Origin of the sequence: Chromobacterium sp. IIBBL 290-4 (assembly GCF_024207115.1) — a bacterium.
GTDB lineage: Bacteria > Pseudomonadota > Gammaproteobacteria > Burkholderiales > Chromobacteriaceae > Chromobacterium.
Window position 1 is genome coordinate 1503376 of the sequence record NZ_CP100128.1, and the last position, 15819, is coordinate 1519194.

Genomic DNA, 15819 nt, shown 5'->3' on the forward strand with positions numbered 1-15819 from the left:
TGCCATGCGGTCGATGGCGCCGCGTCACGCCAATCCAGCCAAAGCCTCCAAGACCTTGCTGGATAAAGCCTGCGGCTGGGCGGTGACGCGCAATAAATGACGCAACGCGGGGTGCGACGGTCGATGCACGGCGATGCCGTCCGCCAGCAGCTTGCGCTGGATCGCTTCCGCGCTGTCCGCGCCGGGATACACCAGCGCCACGAAATTGGTGTGCGAGGGCAGCACGGTCAGGTCGCGCTCGCGCAAGGCGGCGTCCAGCTTTTCCCGCAATTGCAAGGTGGCCTGGATCAGGCTGCGCGCGTAGTCGGGATCGTCCATCACCAGCCGCGCGGCATGCTGCGCCAGGCCGGACATGGCGTACTGCGGCCGGATCTGATCGGCCTTGGCCACGATATCCTCAGGCGCGATGGCGAAGCCCACCCGCAAGCCAGCCAGGCCATAGGCTTTCGACAAGGTGCGCAGGCGCATGGTGTTGGGCAGCGCGCCGACCGGCGGCGCATCCTGCGGCGCCACGCAGAAATCGACATAGGCCTCGTCCAGGATCAGCAAGGTCTGCGCCGGCAAGCGCTGGCGCAGCGCCAGAATATCGGCCTGGCTCCAGTAATAGCCGGTAGGGTTGTCGGGGTTGGCCAGGTAGACCACCGCCGCGCGCTCGGCCTGGGCGATTTCGCACATCCGTTCCAGATGGGGCCGCAGCACGATGCCCTCTTGCTGGTAGGAGACTTCCATGGCCCGCGCGCCGATGCCATCGGCGAAATAGCGGAAACTGGGATAGGTGCCGGCGCTGCATACCACCGCGTCGCCGGCATTGCAGCGCAATCTGAGCGCCAGCAAAATCAGGCTGTCCGCGCCGGCGTCGAACACCACCTGGCTGGGATCCACGCCATGGAGACGAGCGGCGCGCTCCCGCAGCGCCAGGGCGTAAGGGTCGGGATACAGCCGCGCCAGTTCGGTCAGCGCTTCGCCCCACTCGGCCAGCAAGGGCGAAGCCGGCTTGGCCATGCTCTCATTGGCGCCGAGACGGCTGACCACCGTCCTCCCCAGCGCCGCCTCCAGCTTGGCGATGCCGGGAAAAGGATTGACGATGGTGCGGTTTTCCAAATGGCGTGCGAAATGCGACATGGCGCAGACTCCTTATCATTCCGGTAGCAGCCGGAAGACATTGCCGGCTCTTATTCAAACAAGCGCATGCTCGTTCTTATGATTCGATCTCGGTCCGCCGCCAGAGTTTCAATGCGCCGCGGAAGCATCGCGTTTGATCTCGGCGGGGGCCGAGGCCGCAGGAGCGGCATGCGTCGCGGCCGCCTTGGGCGGCGCCGGCGGCTTGGGCAGGACCAGCGGCCCTTTGTAGCCGCAGCCGGACAAAATCAGAAACAAGCTGGCGCAGGCAAAGAGAGTACGCATACGGCGGCAATCCGTTATCGGTTATGGCAGAATCCGCATACTAGCAAAACCCTGCCCCGCCGTGTTGCCGGCGGGCCCCACCAGGAAGCCATCATGACCGAAAGCGAATTTCTGCAGCTGAGCGACGCCATCTTCGACCAGATCGAAGCCGCCATCGACGACCACGATCTGGATGCCGACACCCTGCGCCAGGGCAATGTGCTGGAGATCGAGTTCGACAGCGGCGAAAAAGTCATCGTCAACCGCCACGCCTCCAATCAGGAAATGTGGATCGCGGCCAAGAGCGGCGGCTACCACTTCTCGCGCCAGGGCGAAGCCTGGATCGCCAGCCGCGACGGCTCTGAGTTCTTCTCCACTCTGGCCGACGCCATCCGCGCCGGCAGCGGCGAGGATTTCAGCTTCGATCTGTAGGCGGCCGGCCGCATCATGCCAAATGGATTTGCCGGCTGGCAAATCCATTCATTTACAAAGTGTTTACATTTGTAAATGCCGCGCTAAGAACTTGATCCAGTGCAAGAAAATTTCAAGCAAAGAATATCAATATTCGAACAATATGATTTTCTAATATTTGTTTGAATGAGGACTGGATCATGCTTCCCTCCACCCCGCCGCTCAATGTCGGCAACACCGGCTTCATGCTGCTGTGCGCCAGCCTGGTCATGCTGATGACCCCTGGCCTGGCTTTCTTCTACGGCGGCCTGGTCGGCCGCAAGAACGTGCTCACCATCATGGCCCAGAGCTTCATGTCGCTGGGCTGGACCACGGTGCTGTGGTTCGCCTTCGGCTATTCGATGTGCTTCGGCCCCAGCTGGCACGGCATCATCGGCGATCCGACCTACTATGCCTTCATGCATGGCGTGACGCTGAACAGCATGTACGCCGGCAACGACGCCGGCATTCCGCTGATCGTGCACGTGGCCTACCAGATGATGTTCGCCATCATCACTCCGGCGCTGATCACCGGCGCCTTCGCCAACCGGGTGACGGTCAAGGCCTACTTCCTGTTCCTGACCGGCTGGCTGGTGCTGGTCTACTTCCCCTTCGTCCACATGGTGTGGAGCCCGGATGGCCTGTTGGCCAAATGGGGCGTGCTGGACTTCGCCGGCGGCATCGTGGTGCACAACACCGCCGGCTTCGCCGCGCTGGCCTCCATCCTCTATGTCGGCCGCCGCTCGCTGGTGGAAAACAAGCCGCACAATGTGCCGCTGATCGCGCTGGGCACCGGCTTGCTGTGGTTCGGCTGGTATGGCTTCAACGCCGGCTCTGAATTGAAAGTGGACGCCGTCACCGCCTCGGCCTTTCTCAACACCGACGTAGCCGCCTCCTTCGCCGGCACCGCCTGGTTCCTGCTGGAATGGTCGCATGCCAAGCAACCCAAATTCGTCGGCCTGCTGACCGGCGCGGTGGCCGGCCTCGCCACCATCACCCCGGCTGCCGGCTATGTGTCGCTGGGCAGCGCCGCCGTCATCGGCCTGATCGCCGCCGTGGTGTGTTACTTCGCCGTGCAATTGAAAAACCGCCTGCAATGGGATGACGCGCTGGATGTCTGGGGCGTGCACGGCGTGGGCGGCCTGCTGGGCACCATCCTGCTGGGCGTATTCGCCGCCAAGGGCTGGAATGCCGCCGGCGCCGATGGCTTGCTGATGGGCAACGCCGACTTTCTGTTCAAGCAGGTGGTCGCCGCCGTGGTATCCGGCGCCTGGGCCTTTGGCTTCACCTACGGCATGCTGTGGCTGATCGACCGCGTCACTCCGGTCAAGGTAGGGGCAGATGTCGAGCAGGCGGGACTGGACGTCAGCTTGCACGGCGAGGAGGCTTACATCTAACAGCTGGCGGAACGCCCAGTGCGACCGGGGCTACGCCAAAACCGCTTGTCCTGCATGCCACAGCATGGCCGCCGCCACGGCGGCGACCAGCACAGCGAAGCCGCGCAGCACCAGGGGCGGCGACAGGCGGCGGATGGCCCAGCGGCCGGCCGCCATGCCCAGCGCCGTCGCCAACACGAAGCCTGCCGTCTGCAAGGGCGGCAGCTTCGCGCCATGCCAACCGGCGGCCAGAACGCTGCCGCCGCCCACCAGCATGATGCCCATCAACGAAGTGGCGACGATGGCGTGCATGGACAAATCGCTGAGCCGGCGCAAGGCCGGCACGATGACGAAACCTCCGCCCACGCCCAGCAAGCCGGTCAGAAAGCCGGTGAACGCCCCCACCCCGGCCAGCGCCGCCGCGCTCGCCGCGGTCCAGCGCAGGCGGCCGGTGTCGGGATTGATCCGGCACACCGCGTCCATATTGGCGCTGTCGGCCGCCTTCGCGCCGCCGCCTTGCCAGGCTCGCCAGGCCACGATCAACATCACCGCGGCGAACAAGCCGGCCAATAGGGAAGCCGGCAGAATATGCGCGGCGCGCGCGCCCAGCGCGGCGAAGGGCAGACCGCAGGCCGCCATCAAGATGGCGGCGCGATAGCGCACCAGCCGGCGGCGCCAGCCTTCATAGGTTCCCAGCGCCGCGCCGGCCACCACGGCCAGCAAGGCTACCGGCGCAGCTTGCGGCAATGCCCAGCCTTGCGTCGCCATCAAGGCCGGCACCGCCAGTATCCCCCCTCCCGCGCCAGTCAAGCCCAGCACCGCGCCCACCAGTATGCCGGCAGCCAGCATCAGCACCATGTATGTCTCCTTGCCGCATGACAAGCGGCAGAATGCGGCGCGATAATCGCGCTCTTGATTATGCTTTACAATATTATATTAATTTATATAATAAACCAAGGCAGAATGCGGAGGCCTCCATGCGCGCCCAACTTGAAAGCTTTTACGACGCCGCCAGCGGCACCATCAGCCATATCGTTTTCGATCAGCCCGGCGGCCACGCCGCCATCATCGACCCGGTGCTGGATTTCGACGCCAAATCCGGCCGCACCGCGCGCCATTTCGCCGATCGCCAGCTGGCCTTCCTGCGCGCGCAAGGCCTGAACCTGCAGTGGATACTGGAAACCCACGCCCACGCCGATCACTTGTCCGCCTCGGCCTATCTCAAGCGACAGGCCGGCGGCCGGATCGGCATTGGCCGCCGCATTCTGGAAGTGCAGGTCATCTTCAGCCGCGTGTTCAATCTGGAGGCCGGCTTCCGCTGCGACGGCTCGCAGTTCGACCACTTGTTCGACGATGAAGAAACCTTCCGCATCGGCGAGTTGGACGTGAAGACGCTGGCGCTGCCCGGCCACACGCCGGCCGACGTCGGCTATCAGATAGACGATAGGGTCTTCGTCGGCGACACCTTGTTCATGCCCGATGTCGGCACCGCGCGCTGCGACTTTCCCGGCGGCGACGCCGCCCAGCTGTACCGCTCCATCCGCCGCCTGCTGGCGCTGCCGGACCAAACGCGGCTGCTGATGTGCCACGACTATCCGCCGCCAGGCCGCGAACCGGCCTGGGTCGCCACCGTGGCCGAACAGCGCGCGGGCAATCTGCATGTCCATGACGGCGTCGACGAGGCCGCCTTCGTCGCCATGCGCCAGGCGCGCGATGCCACGCTGGCGATGCCGCAGCTGATCCTGCCGTCGATTCAGGTCAATATCCGCGCCGGCAACCTGCCGCCGGCAGAAGACAACGGCGTGCGCTACCTCAAGCTGCCGCTGGACGCGCTCTGAGCCCTGCGGCGCGTTTCCTGCGCCGCCAGATCCAGCGCCTTGGCCCGCGCGCCGACATCGCCCTGCGCCGCAGCCCTGGCATACCAGCGAATGGCGGCCGGCACGTCCTGCTTTACTCCCTGGCCATGCTCGTACATGCTGGCGATCAGATACTGCGCGCCGACATCGCCCTGCTTGGCCGCTTCTTCATACCAGTAGGCCGCCAGCCTATCGTCCTGCGGCGCGCCGCGGCCGAGAAAATACTGCGTGCCTAGATCGAGCTGGGCCGGCTCGTAGCCCTGCCGCGCCGCCAGCGCGAACCAGCGCGTCGCCTCGGTCTGCGATTTGGGCACGCCGTCGCCGCGCTCGGCCAGCAAACCCAGCGCGTGCTGGGCCTGGGCCAGATTGGCGGCGGCCGATTTGTTCAGCCAGAACACCGCGCCGGGCTTGTCCACCGGTCCGGCCTCGCCTTTCCAGTCCATCATCGCCAGGTCGAAGGCGGCCACGCGGTCGCCCTGTTCGGCCGCCTGCCAGAACGCCACCCGCGCGGCGGCCAGCCGACCGGCCTGGTATTCCCGCCAGCCCGGCGTTTGCGGTTCGGCCGCGACCGCCGCCAGGCTCGCCAAGCAAACGCCTGCCATCATCCATGTTTTCATCGCCCAACCTCCGCGCCTTTGCAGATTAGTCGGAACAAGCCGGGATTGCTGACGCCTGCCCGACTGTGGCAGGCTACAATATTTCAACGAGAAGTCACTTTGGAGCCCCGGATGAATTCCCCCCTGGTTGATCCGCTATGGTCGGCCATTCGCGATGAGACGCTGGCCGCCGTCAACGACGAGCCCTTGCTGGCCAGCTTCCTGCACATGACCGTGTTGCGCCATGCCACGCTGGAAGACGTGCTGGCCTTCCATCTGTCCAGCAAGCTGGCCAGCCCGGTGATGGATCCGCGCGCGCTGCAGGAATTGTTCCGCGAAGCGTTCCAGTCCGATCCGGGCATCTGCGCGGCGGTGCGCGCCGACATCCGCGCCTGTTACGAGCGCGATCCTGCCTGCGACCGCTATTCCACGCCGCTGCTGTACTTCAAGGGCTTTCACGCCATCCAGAGCCAGCGCATCACCCACTGGCTGTGGAAACAAGACCGCGGCACGCTGGCGCTGTTTTTGCAAAACCGCATTTCCGAAGTGACCGGCGCCGACATCCATCCGGCGGCGCGCATCGGCGAGGGCGTGATGCTGGACCACGGCACCGGCCTGGTGGTCGGCGAAACCGCCGTCATCGGCAACAATGTGTCCATCCTGCACGGCGTGACGCTGGGCGGCTCCGGCAAGGAGCGCGGCGACCGCCACCCCAAGGTGGGCGACGGCGTGATGCTGGGCGCCGGTTCGGCTGTGCTCGGCAATATCCAGGTGGGCGAATGCGCCAAGGTGGGCGCGGGCAGCGTGGTGCTGGAAGATGTGCCGCCGCACGCCACGGTGGCCGGCGTGCCGGCGCGCGTGGTGGCGCAGGCCTGTCCCGGCACCCCGGCGCTGGATATGGATCAACGCGTCTGAATGAGGCGCGGCGGCGGCGCTGTAATTTAAATACAAGCTTTTGCCGGCTCGCCCTCATCGCCGCCGCTCGCGCGGCCAGCCGGAAAACTGCATGGCATCGATCAGAAAACGCTGAATTTCCCTTGCCGCGCAAAGGCATCGCCGCTTGGCGGTTTTCCAACAGTCGGCATGCCGACGGCTTGGCCGGCTGTAATTTAGCCGTTACAATGCGCGCGGCCGGCGACCGCCCCGATATTGCATGGCGGCGCCGGGTTCATCAGGAAAACCACCCCATGAACGTCAGAGTTGTCGATTACCGCGCCCCGGACGCCGCCGAGCAGTTCACCCGCTCCCTGCACGAAACCGGCTTCGGCGTGCTGACCAATCATCCCATCCCCCAGGACCTGGTGGAAAAGATCTACGCCGAATGGCTGGGCTTCTTCAACAGCGAAGAGAAGTTCGACTACGCTTTCTCGGTGGAAAAGCAGGATGGCTGGTTCTCTCCGGAAGTGTCGGAAACCGCCAAGGGCGCCACGCTCAAAGACATCAAGGAATACTTCCACGTCTACCCGTGGGGCCGCGTGCCGGCGGCCTTAAAGGCCGACGCCGACCGCTACTACGGCATCGCCAACCAGCTGGCGCAAGAACTGCTGTCCTGGGTGCAGCAATACACCCCGGCCGATATCGCCGCCAACTACCGCGAGCCGCTGTCGCACATGATCCAGGACAGCCAGCAGACGCTGCTGCGCGTGTTGCGCTACCCGCCGCTGAGCGGCAACGAGCCGGCCGGTTCGCTGCGCGCCGCCGCGCATGGCGACATCAATCTGTTGACCATTCTGCCGGCCGCCAACGAACCGGGCCTGCAAGTGCAGGATAAGAACGGCGACTGGATCGACGTGCCCTGCGATTTCGGCACCCTGGTGGTGAACATCGGCGACATGCTGCAAGAAGCGTCCGCCGGCTACTACCCGTCCACCCAGCACCGCGTGGTCAACCCGACCGGCGAAGGCGCGAAGAAGAGCCGCGTCTCGCTGCCGCTGTTCCTACACCCGCGTCCGGACGTGGCGCTATCCGATCGCCACACCGCCGGCAGCTATCTGGACGAGCGCCTGCGCGAACTGGGCGTCAAGATGTAGCATTGCCAAAATGCATAATCAAATGGTCCAAGCCTTGCTTGGGCCATTTTTTTTGCTCTCGCGCCTCAGTAAGGCTGCGTCCGCCGGATTCGCCAACTAGGATGACACTAAGGCGCAGCATTGCCATGTCGCCGTTGCGGACCATGCATCCGCCGGCGCTTTTCCACACCCGCCTTCAGGCCGACAAACGGCCTGCCGCAGAGGGACATCATGCGCGGCAAATTTGCGAGCTTTCCCGAGCTGCCGGACGGGCTGGCCATTGTATTGACCGCCGCGGCCTATTGCCTGGCCGCCTGGCTGGGCGACCAGCTCTTGGTGCTGGAATTGGGGATGGATAATGTGGTGTGGCCGGAGCCCGGCCTCGCCTTGGCCGCCATGCTGCTGCTGGGCTGGCGCGCCTGGCCCGGCGTGTTGCTGGGCGCGTGGGCGCATGAGGCCTGGCAGTGGCACGGTCAATTGACCGGCATTGTCTGGCAAGGCGCCTGCTTCGGCATGGCGCTGGGCATTCTGGCGCAGACGCTGGCGGGCGCCTGGCTGATCCGCCGCCACATCAACCGCAATAATCCGCTGGACAGCTTCAGCCACTGCCTGGCCTTTTTCGTCATCGTGGTGGCCATGACTTTGCTGGGCAGCCTGATCTACGCCGCCGCGCTTTTTCTCACCCACCTGCTGCCGCAAAGAGAGCTGGTTTCCCGCGCCTGCCTGCTGTGGCTGAGCAGCGCCAGCGGCACTCTGCTGTTCGGCAGCATGTTCCTGATCTTCCACCAATACGGCTGGCCCAGACAAAGCCTCGAAAGCTGGGTGGAAATGCTGGCCTATTTCGGCATGGTGACGCTGCTGACCGCCAGCATCTTCATCTGGTGGCACCCGACGGTGGACACCACCTATCCGCTGGACATGCTGGTGCTGCCGCTGGTGGCCTGGGCGGCGTTCCGCTTCACCACCCGCGAAGTGATTCTGGCCCTGCTGCTGATCATGTGGCTGGCGCTGTGGGGCACGCGCCACGGCGGCGGCCCGTATCTGGGCTATTCCGCCTACAGCACGCTGATCATCATGCAGACCTATATCGGCATTCTCACCATCGTCGCGCTGTGCGTGGGGGCGCTGACTACCGAGCAACGCCGGATCAAGCAGGAACTGGGCGAACAGCAAGAACAGCTGGAGCAGCAGGTCAGGATACGCACGCTGGCGCTGGAGCAGTCCCATGCCGAGGTGCTGGCGCTGTCGCGAGTGGACCCGGTGACCGGCATCGCCAATCGGCGCAGCTTTGAGGAAAGCCTGGATGGCGAATGGCGGCGCGCGCGCCGGCTGGGCACGCCGCTGGGCATGCTGATGATCGATATCGACTTCTTCAAGCTGTACAACGACCATTACGGCCATGTCAGCGGCGATTATTGCCTGCGCGAGGTGTCGCAGGCCATCCGCAGCAGCGTGCGGCGGCCGCAGGATCTGGTGGCGCGTTATGGCGGCGAGGAAATCGCCTGCCTGCTGCCGGACACCACCGAAGAAGGCGTGGCCTGCGTCGCCGAGGCGGTGCTGGAAGCGGTGCGCGACCTGCAGCTGCCGCATGTCGGCTCTTCCATCTCCAGCATCGTCACCATCAGCATCGGCGGCGCCACGGTATCGCCGCGCGAAGTGCTGGACAGCCGGCAATTGATCGAGGCGGCGGACCGCGAACTCTACCGGGCCAAGCAGTCCGGCCGCAACCGGATCGAGATCGCCGGCCTAGGCCACGCTGAGCCGCCTAGCGCGTCATCTGGCGAAAACGCTCCTCCAGCAGCCTGAGCACTTTGGTCGCCGCATCCAGCTCATCCGCCGCCAAACCGTCCAAGGCTTGATCGAAAAATCGCTGCCGCAGCGGCGCGGCGTCCCGCAACAGGCTTTGGCCCGCCTCTCCCAAGGACACCAGCGTTTGCCGATTATCGTCGGGGTCGGTTTCGCGCCTGACCAGCTGTTCGGCTTCCAAGACCTTCAATTGCCGGGTCAAGGCGCCGGGATCCATCTGCAGATGAACAGCCAGTTGCTTCTGGCTGGCAGTCTTCAACTCATCCAGCGCCTTCAGGATGCGCCAGCGCGGCAAAGGATGGCCCACCAGGCTTTCAAACGCGCCATACATCGCCCGGCTGCTGCGGCCGAGTTGCTGCAAGAAATTGCGGTCAGCCATGCTGGTCCTCCGAGTTGGCCACGGCGCTGCTCAATTGGATAGGCGGCACTTTACGCACCAGCCACCAGCCCAGCAATAGGCAGATCGCCACCACCGCCTGGCTGAAATGGATGGCGTCCACCAGGGACAGCCGCGCCCAGGCCAGCAATTGCTCAGGCTGCGCGGCGGCGGCCAGATGGCGGAACCGCGCCAGCAGTTCGGCGTTGAGCAGGGTTTGCGGATCGGCCAGCCAACCCAGCCAATGCGTCTGCTCCGCCGCCGCCAGCCGGATGGCGACGCCCTCGCGGAAATGGTGGCTGACCACGGTGCCCATGATGGCCGTGCCCAACATGCCGCCCACCATCCGGGTGGATTGCAGCATGGCGGTGGCGACGCCCAGCTGATGGCGCGGCGACAACTGCTGCACGAAAATGGTCAGGTTGGGCATCAACAAGCCCAGGCCCAGGCCGCCGAACACCATATTGGCGATGATCAGCGCATGCGCCGTCTCGCGCGTCGCCTGAGTCAGCAGCGCCGCCGTCATCGCGAACAAGACCAAACCCAGCGTCAACAGACGGGTAGGGTGCTTCAGGCGCTGCACGATGCGGCCGTTGAGCATGCTGCCTATGGTGATGCACACCACCAGCGGCGTCACCAGCACGCCGGCCTGATTGGGCGACAGCCCGAAACCGGCCTGGAACATCAAGGGCGCGTAATACATCACCGCGAACAGCCCGAAGCCCATCAGCATGGACAGGCCGAACAAAGGCGCCAGGCCCGGCTGAGCCAATAGCGACGGCGGCAGCAGCGGGTTGGCGCTGCGCCGCTCCCACCAGACCAGCGCGGCGAGCGAGACAGCCGCCACCCCGCCCAACAGCGTCAGCTCGCCGGCCGAGCCATGCTGCGGCAGCCACTCCACCAGCAGCTGCAAGGAGCCCAAAAACAGCGCGATCAAGGCGGCGCCCTGCCAATCCAGGCCGCCGGAGCGATCCCGCGGATGGCGGATCACCGGCAGGAAGCGCCAGACGGCGAACAGACTGATCACGCCTACCGGCAGATTGACGAAGAACACCCAGCGCCAGCCGAAATACTCGGTCAAGAAACCGCCCAGCGACGGACCGACGGCATTGGCCAGGCCGAACGAGGCCGACAGCATCACCTGCCAGCGCAAACGCTCGCGGGTGTGCGGAAACAAATCCGGCACGCAGGCGAAGGTGGTGGCCACCAGCATGCCGCCGCCCACGCCCTGCAAGGCGCGCGCCAGCACCAGCTGCGGCATGTTCTGCGCCAGGCCGCACAGCATGGAGGCCGCGGTGAACACCACGATGGCGGTCAAGACGAAGGGCTTGCGGCCGTGGTCGTCGCCCAGCTTGCCGAAGATGGGCACGGTGATCACCGAGGTCAGCAGATAGGACGTGCCCACCCAGGCATAGAGCGCGAAACCGCGCAGATCGGCCACCACGGTCGGCATGGCGGTGCCGACCACGGTCTGATCCAGCGCCACCATGATCAACACGCAGCACAAGCCCAGCATCGCCAGCAGCCGCTGGCGGAAATCCAGCGCCAAGGCCGGAGAGGAAACAGGAGCATTCATAATTGATAAAGCAATAATTGCCAATACAATTATTTTCCTCCGCGCGGCGATCGCTTGCAATCAGAACTGGTTAACAAATGCTAAACGCCGCCTCATCCGGGAGAACGAGACGGCATCGATTATCGTTGCCGGCAGCGCGTCAATAACCCTGTCGCGCCAGCCAGCTGATCTCCTCGCTATGCGCGACGGTATGCACCAGCCAGTCGCGGAAGGCGCGCACCTTGGGCAGTTCGGCCAGCTCGTGCGGATAAACCAGGTAATACGCCCACTCGGTTTCCAGCACCGTGTCGAACGGAATCACCAGCCTGCCGCTGTCCAGATCTTGCGTCACCATCGACGCCTGCGCCAGCGTCACGCCCATGCCGGCCACCGCGGCGTGCAGCGCGTATTCCAGCGCGTCGAAAGTGACGCCGCTCTCGGCATTGACGCCGGTGACGCCGGCCAGTTTCAGCCAGCGCTGCCAGGTATTCTGGTCGCGCCAGGGATGCAGCAGGGTATGGTGCTGCAGGTCCTGCGGCGTATGCAGCGGATGCTTGCCGGCCAGCAGGGCGGGCGAGCACACCGGAATCAGCTTCTCGCGGCAGATGCACTCCAGCCTCAAATCGGGCGCGGCTTCGGCGCGCGACAAGCCGACCACCGCCAGATCGTATTCGGCGCGATTGAACGGCTTGTTGTGAATCAGCTGCGTCAGCAAATGCAGGGTGTATTCCGGGTGGCGGGCCTGAAAATCGGCCAGATTGGGCAACACCCAGCGCATCGCCGGCGTCGGCGGCATCCTGACGCGTAGATCGCTCTGGCGCAGGCGCAGGGCTTCGCTGGCCTCGTTGAGCAGCTGGAACGCTTCCCGCGCCGGCTTGAGCAGCGCCTCGCCCTCGGCGGTCAGCGCCAGGCCGCGAGCCTGGCGGGTAAACAAAGTGGCGCCATAGCACTCTTCCAGCGTCTGCACATGGCGGCTGATCGCGCCCTGCGTCAGGCTGAGCGCCGCGGCGGCGCGGGTAAACGACAAGTGCTCGGCGGCGACGACGAACACGCGCAGGGCATTCAACGGCGGCAGCTTCATGCTGTTACATGCCTTTTCTTCATAGTTTTCATGAGATTAACTGCTTTGCGCAAACCGGCGCGGCCACGTATTCTGCAGCTTGAGCTGCCGTCGACCGCGACGGCATGACGTGAAAAGCCGGTATGCATAGAATTCACAGCAGCCATGCAATACTGCTTGATTCTGGCACAGCTTTCGCGTTCTGACATCCTATTGTCAGACAAACGTCAAACAGGCTCTCGTATCGAACGCCTTGCTGCCCGTCCACATTGGCATCAGCGGCCCTGCACAGGGTCCGCTTTTTTTTTGCGCCCATGAAAAATGCCGCCGGCCAGAATGGCGGGCGGCATCTCGACAACGGGCAGGAATGATCAGCAGCCTTTGCTCAAGGCCAGCTCCAGGCTGCGCTGATACTGCTGTTGCGCCTGCTCTTCCTTGCCGGTGGCCTCGAACAGCCGCGCCAGCTCGGCATGGGCGCACAGCGTAGGCTCGATGGACGCGCTGGCTTCCAGATAGCTTTGCGCCTTGCCCCACAATTGCTGCGCCAAGGCCAAACGGCCCAAGGCCAGCAACAGCCAATGGTCGCGCGGACGCTGCTGCAGCCAGCGCTCGGCGTCCTTGAGCAAGGCCAGGCGCTTGTCCACGCTGACCTGGCTGGCCAGCTGGCCCAACTCTCGGCTCAACTCCGGCAAGTCCATATCGTCGGCGGACAACGCTTCGGCCAGCAAAGTGGCGGCGTAATCGTATTGCTGCAGGCGGATCAGATGCTTCACCACCGCCTGCAACAGCTGCGGATTGCGGCTTTCCGCTTCCGGCATCCGCTTCAGCCAATCCCGCACTTCGCGTTCGGACAGCAAGGCGCCCAGCTGTTGCTGATATGCGGCCAGACGGTAGCGGCGCGCCTGCTCCGGCTCCAGCGCGTCGGCCTTCAGCAGCTTTTCGGTCAGGCTCAGCACCGCCTCCGGCTGCTTCTGCAACATGCGGGCCTTCAATTCCAGCCTGAGCGCATTGGTGAGATTCGGCGACAAGGCGCGGGCACGCTCCAAAGCCAGCAAAGCGCCCGGCGCGTCCTTGTCTTCCAGCTTCAATTCGGCGTCCAGCATATGCCGCGCCAATTGCAGCCGGTCCGGCATCTGATCCAGCTTGGCCAGATAGTCGTCGCGCTTTTCCAAATCGCCGGCCGCGCCGGCGGAACGGGCGGCGATCAACAAGGCCAGCGCGCGGTTTTCATCCGAATACTCGTTGTCCAGCGACTTCACCGCTTCGCGCTCCGCCTTCTGGAATCGCCCCTCGAAAAAAGCGATCCCGGCTTCGCGCAAGGCATGGCGGGCCGCCTTCAGCTTTTTCTGCTTCTGAAAGCGTTGCACCTGCTGCGGCAGGCCGGTGGCCAGCGCGATCAGACGCAGCGTCAGATGGGTGGCGGCGATCAGCGCGATCACCAGCACGATCATCAGATTGAACGAGACTTCCATCCGGTACGGCGGCAAAAACAGGATGGCGTAGCCGGTATTCAGGGTGGAGGCCAGCCCCACCAGCACGGCCAGCGCGAACAGGCCGATGATCCATAATGCGAATTTCACCGTTTACTCCTCGCGGTTGCCCTGGGCGTCGCGCACCGCCTTCAGGCTGGCCGACATGTCGGGCAGGCTGATGTCCAGCGGCGCGCCCTCCAGTTCAGATAAGGTGGACAGCCATTGGGTATTGGCCCCGGCATCGCGGTCGAAATAGCGCTGCACATAGCTGCGCGCGGCCGCCACGTCGGCGGCGTAGGTTTTGCCGTCGCGCTGCAGCAAGGCCAGGCGCGCGTCCAGCAGCCGCATCTTCAGGTTTTCGCGCAGGAAAAAAGCCTGTTCCGGCGACAACAGCAGCGCCTCCGGCTTGTCCATGCGGCGGATATGGATCAGCTCGCCCAGGCTCTGGCTGATTTCCGCCGACAAGCGTTCCCACCACGGCGCGCCGGACAAGGGCGCGGAAGCCGCCGCCGCTTGCGAGCCGCCCAGCCGGTGCGCGTCCACCGCCAGCGGCAAGGCGTCCACGCCCAGCATCAGCCGGTCTATCTTCACGGTCAGGCCGACGGTGTCGAGATAAGGCAGCGCCTTGAGCTTTTCCAGGTCGGTGGCCACTGCCTTTTTCACCGCGATCAGCTGCGGCCGGTCGAACTTGGCCAGCCGGCCGTCGACCATTTCCAGCGCCGACACCGCGGCGCTGACATTGCCGGCCAGCTGCAGCTGCTGATTGGCCACCGCCAGCGAGTGCTCGGTTTCCGACAACAGCCAATCGGTGCGATTCTTGGTCAGCTCTTGATACATGCCGTTGAGGGTGGCGTATTGGCCGGCCGCTTCATTGAAACGCGCCTCCAGCAAGGCCAGCTTGCCGTCGGTGGCGCGGGCGGCCAACATGGCCTGCTCGGCCACGGCGCGCTGTTCCTTGCCGGCGCCGCTGCCTTCGGCCAAACGGCGCGCCAGCTCCTGGCGCATCGAATCAAGCTGCTGCTGCGTGGAATAGAATTGCCAGCCGGCCACGCCCAGCGCGGCGGCGGCGATCAGCACGGCAAGGCCGGGGCCTTTGCGGCGGGATGATTGAGGGGCCTGGACGGCTTCGTGGATCTGGGATTCGCTCATGGCTGACGAAGGAACCATTCTTTGAGGCCGGCGACCAGTGCGGCATCGTCGGCCTGGGTTGTCACGACGCGCGTCGCGCCGAACGCGGCCAAGCGTTCGGCAATCCGCGGATGCGGCACGCAATATAGCTGGCATTGTAGCGCCCCCGTCCGGCTCGGGCCAGCCAGTCGGAACAATTGCTCTACCATTTCGCCTGAGGTCAGAACGATGGCATCGGGCGGCTCGGCGTCGAAAGCGGCCCAATCCGGGCTGACGGCCACGCGCCGATAGATCTCGGCCAGGCCGACCTTGGCGCCGCGCGCCGCCAAGGCATCGGACAGCAAAGCCCTGCCGCCCTGGCCGCGGATGATCAGCCAGCGCTGCCCCGCCACCTCGGCCAGCTCAGGCAGCGCCAACAAGGCTTCGCTGTCGCTGCCGGCGCTGGGATGCAAAACCGTTTGCCCCGACAAGCTGGCCAAGCGCCTAGCGCTGGACGCGCCGACGCAGACCAGCCGTTTGCCGCCTAGGCCGGCATCGGCCAGGACCGGCCAGCCGATATCGATGGCGGTGGGACTGACCCAGAACAGCACATCCGCTCCCGCCGCCAGGGCCGGCAGCTCGGCCATGCCATCCGGCAGCGGCTCGATTTCCAGCAGCGGGAAATGCGCCGCCTGCCAGCCCGCATCGCACAGCTTTTGCAGCAGTCCGGCGCACTGCGCCAAAGGACGGGTGGCCAGCACGCGCTTCATCGC

At 65.0% G+C, this 15819-nt stretch carries 16 protein-coding genes; 6 read left to right on the plus strand and 10 right to left on the minus strand.

Annotated features, from left to right (window positions below; all coding sequences use genetic code 11):
* Positions 1 to 24: 24 nt before the first annotated feature.
* Together NKT35_RS07025 and lptM are read right to left on the minus strand one after the other, a co-directional pair.
* Entirely contained in the window at positions 25 to 1122 is a 1098-nt protein-coding gene (locus NKT35_RS07025) for a pyridoxal phosphate-dependent aminotransferase (RefSeq protein ID WP_254300214.1), read from the minus strand.
* A gap of 108 nt (positions 1123 to 1230) precedes the next feature.
* Complete coding sequence (lptM, locus tag NKT35_RS07030) at positions 1231 to 1404, minus strand: LPS translocon maturation chaperone LptM (protein WP_254300216.1); 174 nt, start codon at positions 1402 to 1404, stop codon at positions 1231 to 1233.
* 93 nt (positions 1405 to 1497) lie between these two features.
* On the opposite strand from lptM, the gene cyaY reads away from it, so the two are divergent.
* Together cyaY and NKT35_RS07040 are read left to right on the plus strand one after the other, a co-directional pair.
* Positions 1498 to 1815 carry an iron donor protein CyaY gene (gene cyaY, locus NKT35_RS07035; protein WP_254300217.1) on the plus strand — a complete coding sequence of 106 codons (318 nt, stop codon included), beginning with the start codon at positions 1498 to 1500 and terminating at the stop codon, positions 1813 to 1815.
* A gap of 179 nt (positions 1816 to 1994) precedes the next feature.
* Positions 1995 to 3230, plus strand: a complete 1236-nt coding sequence (locus NKT35_RS07040) for an ammonium transporter (protein ID WP_254300219.1) — start codon at positions 1995 to 1997, stop codon at positions 3228 to 3230.
* A 30-nt stretch (positions 3231 to 3260) separates the two neighbouring features.
* Here the strand turns inward: NKT35_RS07040 and NKT35_RS07045 are convergent, their stop codons facing one another.
* Positions 3261 to 4067 (minus strand): sulfite exporter TauE/SafE family protein, encoded by an 807-nt coding sequence (locus tag NKT35_RS07045; RefSeq protein ID WP_254300222.1) that lies wholly within the window; start codon positions 4065 to 4067, stop codon positions 3261 to 3263.
* Positions 4068 to 4186: 119 nt separating this feature from the next.
* On the opposite strand from NKT35_RS07045, the gene NKT35_RS07050 reads away from it, so the two are divergent.
* Positions 4187 to 5047 carry an MBL fold metallo-hydrolase gene (locus NKT35_RS07050; protein ID WP_254300223.1) on the plus strand — a complete coding sequence of 287 codons (861 nt, stop codon included), beginning with the start codon at positions 4187 to 4189 and terminating at the stop codon, positions 5045 to 5047.
* On the opposite strand, the gene NKT35_RS07055 is transcribed toward NKT35_RS07050, so the two are convergent.
* On the minus strand, positions 5017 to 5682 hold the full coding sequence (locus tag NKT35_RS07055) for a tetratricopeptide repeat protein (RefSeq protein WP_254300225.1): 666 nt from the start codon (positions 5680 to 5682) through the stop codon (positions 5017 to 5019). The genes NKT35_RS07050 and NKT35_RS07055 overlap by 31 nt on opposite strands.
* Before the next feature lie 111 nt (positions 5683 to 5793).
* Between NKT35_RS07055 and cysE the strand changes: the two genes are divergently transcribed.
* From cysE to NKT35_RS07070, 3 genes are all read left to right on the plus strand, one after another.
* Complete coding sequence (cysE, locus tag NKT35_RS07060) at positions 5794 to 6576, plus strand: serine O-acetyltransferase (protein WP_254300227.1); 783 nt, start codon at positions 5794 to 5796, stop codon at positions 6574 to 6576.
* 272 nt (positions 6577 to 6848) lie between these two features.
* The gene (locus NKT35_RS07065; protein WP_254300235.1) at positions 6849 to 7691 is read left to right on the plus strand and encodes an isopenicillin N synthase family dioxygenase; all 843 of its coding nucleotides are present in this window, start codon (positions 6849 to 6851) and stop codon (positions 7689 to 7691) included.
* 210 nt (positions 7692 to 7901) lie between these two features.
* Positions 7902 to 9476 carry a sensor domain-containing diguanylate cyclase gene (locus NKT35_RS07070; RefSeq protein WP_254300237.1) on the plus strand — a complete coding sequence of 525 codons (1575 nt, stop codon included), beginning with the start codon at positions 7902 to 7904 and terminating at the stop codon, positions 9474 to 9476.
* Here NKT35_RS07070 and NKT35_RS07075 read toward each other — a convergent pair.
* From NKT35_RS07075 to NKT35_RS07100, 6 genes are all read right to left on the minus strand, one after another.
* Entirely contained in the window at positions 9436 to 9855 is a 420-nt protein-coding gene (locus NKT35_RS07075) for a MarR family winged helix-turn-helix transcriptional regulator (protein ID WP_254300238.1), read from the minus strand. The genes NKT35_RS07070 and NKT35_RS07075 overlap by 41 nt on opposite strands.
* On the minus strand, positions 9848 to 11428 hold the full coding sequence (locus tag NKT35_RS07080) for an MDR family MFS transporter (protein WP_254300241.1): 1581 nt from the start codon (positions 11426 to 11428) through the stop codon (positions 9848 to 9850). Before NKT35_RS07080 ends, NKT35_RS07075 begins: the two co-directional genes overlap by 8 nt.
* Positions 11429 to 11567: 139 nt before the next feature.
* Entirely contained in the window at positions 11568 to 12488 is a 921-nt protein-coding gene (gene gcvA / locus NKT35_RS07085; protein WP_254300243.1) for a transcriptional regulator GcvA, read from the minus strand.
* A 350-nt stretch (positions 12489 to 12838) separates the two neighbouring features.
* On the minus strand, positions 12839 to 14047 hold the full coding sequence (locus NKT35_RS07090) for a heme biosynthesis protein HemY (protein ID WP_254300244.1): 1209 nt from the start codon (positions 14045 to 14047) through the stop codon (positions 12839 to 12841).
* 3 nt (positions 14048 to 14050) lie between these two features.
* Entirely contained in the window at positions 14051 to 15088 is a 1038-nt protein-coding gene (locus tag NKT35_RS07095; RefSeq protein WP_254300245.1) for a uroporphyrinogen-III C-methyltransferase, read from the minus strand.
* Positions 15085 to 15816, minus strand: a complete 732-nt coding sequence (locus NKT35_RS07100; RefSeq protein WP_254300246.1) for a uroporphyrinogen-III synthase — start codon at positions 15814 to 15816, stop codon at positions 15085 to 15087. The genes NKT35_RS07095 and NKT35_RS07100 overlap by 4 nt, the downstream gene beginning before the upstream one ends.
* Between the last annotated feature and the right edge of the window lie 3 nt (positions 15817 to 15819).

Bases quoted from the DNA above. Each gene is read 5' to 3' on its own strand.
- lptM (WP_254300216.1), bottom strand. From the start codon at position 1,404: ATGCGTACTCTCTTTGCCTGCGCCAGCTTGTTTCTGATTTTGTCCGGC.
- NKT35_RS07070 (WP_254300237.1), top strand. From the start codon at position 7,902: ATGCGCGGCAAATTTGCGAGCTTTCCCGAGCTGCCGGACGGGCTGGCC.
- NKT35_RS07045 (WP_254300222.1), bottom strand. From the start codon at position 4,067: ATGGTGCTGATGCTGGCTGCCGGCATACTGGTGGGCGCGGTGCTGGGC.
- gcvA (WP_254300243.1), bottom strand. From the start codon at position 12,488: ATGAAGCTGCCGCCGTTGAATGCCCTGCGCGTGTTCGTCGTCGCCGCC.
- cysE (WP_254300227.1), top strand. From the start codon at position 5,794: ATGAATTCCCCCCTGGTTGATCCGCTATGGTCGGCCATTCGCGATGAG.
- NKT35_RS07095 (WP_254300245.1), bottom strand. From the start codon at position 15,088: ATGAGCGAATCCCAGATCCACGAAGCCGTCCAGGCCCCTCAATCATCC.
- NKT35_RS07055 (WP_254300225.1), bottom strand. From the start codon at position 5,682: ATGAAAACATGGATGATGGCAGGCGTTTGCTTGGCGAGCCTGGCGGCG.
- NKT35_RS07040 (WP_254300219.1), top strand. From the start codon at position 1,995: ATGCTTCCCTCCACCCCGCCGCTCAATGTCGGCAACACCGGCTTCATG.
- NKT35_RS07065 (WP_254300235.1), top strand. From the start codon at position 6,849: ATGAACGTCAGAGTTGTCGATTACCGCGCCCCGGACGCCGCCGAGCAG.
- NKT35_RS07100 (WP_254300246.1), bottom strand. From the start codon at position 15,816: ATGAAGCGCGTGCTGGCCACCCGTCCTTTGGCGCAGTGCGCCGGACTG.
- NKT35_RS07080 (WP_254300241.1), bottom strand. From the start codon at position 11,428: ATGAATGCTCCTGTTTCCTCTCCGGCCTTGGCGCTGGATTTCCGCCAG.
- cyaY (WP_254300217.1), top strand. From the start codon at position 1,498: ATGACCGAAAGCGAATTTCTGCAGCTGAGCGACGCCATCTTCGACCAG.
- NKT35_RS07050 (WP_254300223.1), top strand. From the start codon at position 4,187: ATGCGCGCCCAACTTGAAAGCTTTTACGACGCCGCCAGCGGCACCATC.
- NKT35_RS07075 (WP_254300238.1), bottom strand. From the start codon at position 9,855: ATGGCTGACCGCAATTTCTTGCAGCAACTCGGCCGCAGCAGCCGGGCG.
- NKT35_RS07025 (WP_254300214.1), bottom strand. From the start codon at position 1,122: ATGTCGCATTTCGCACGCCATTTGGAAAACCGCACCATCGTCAATCCT.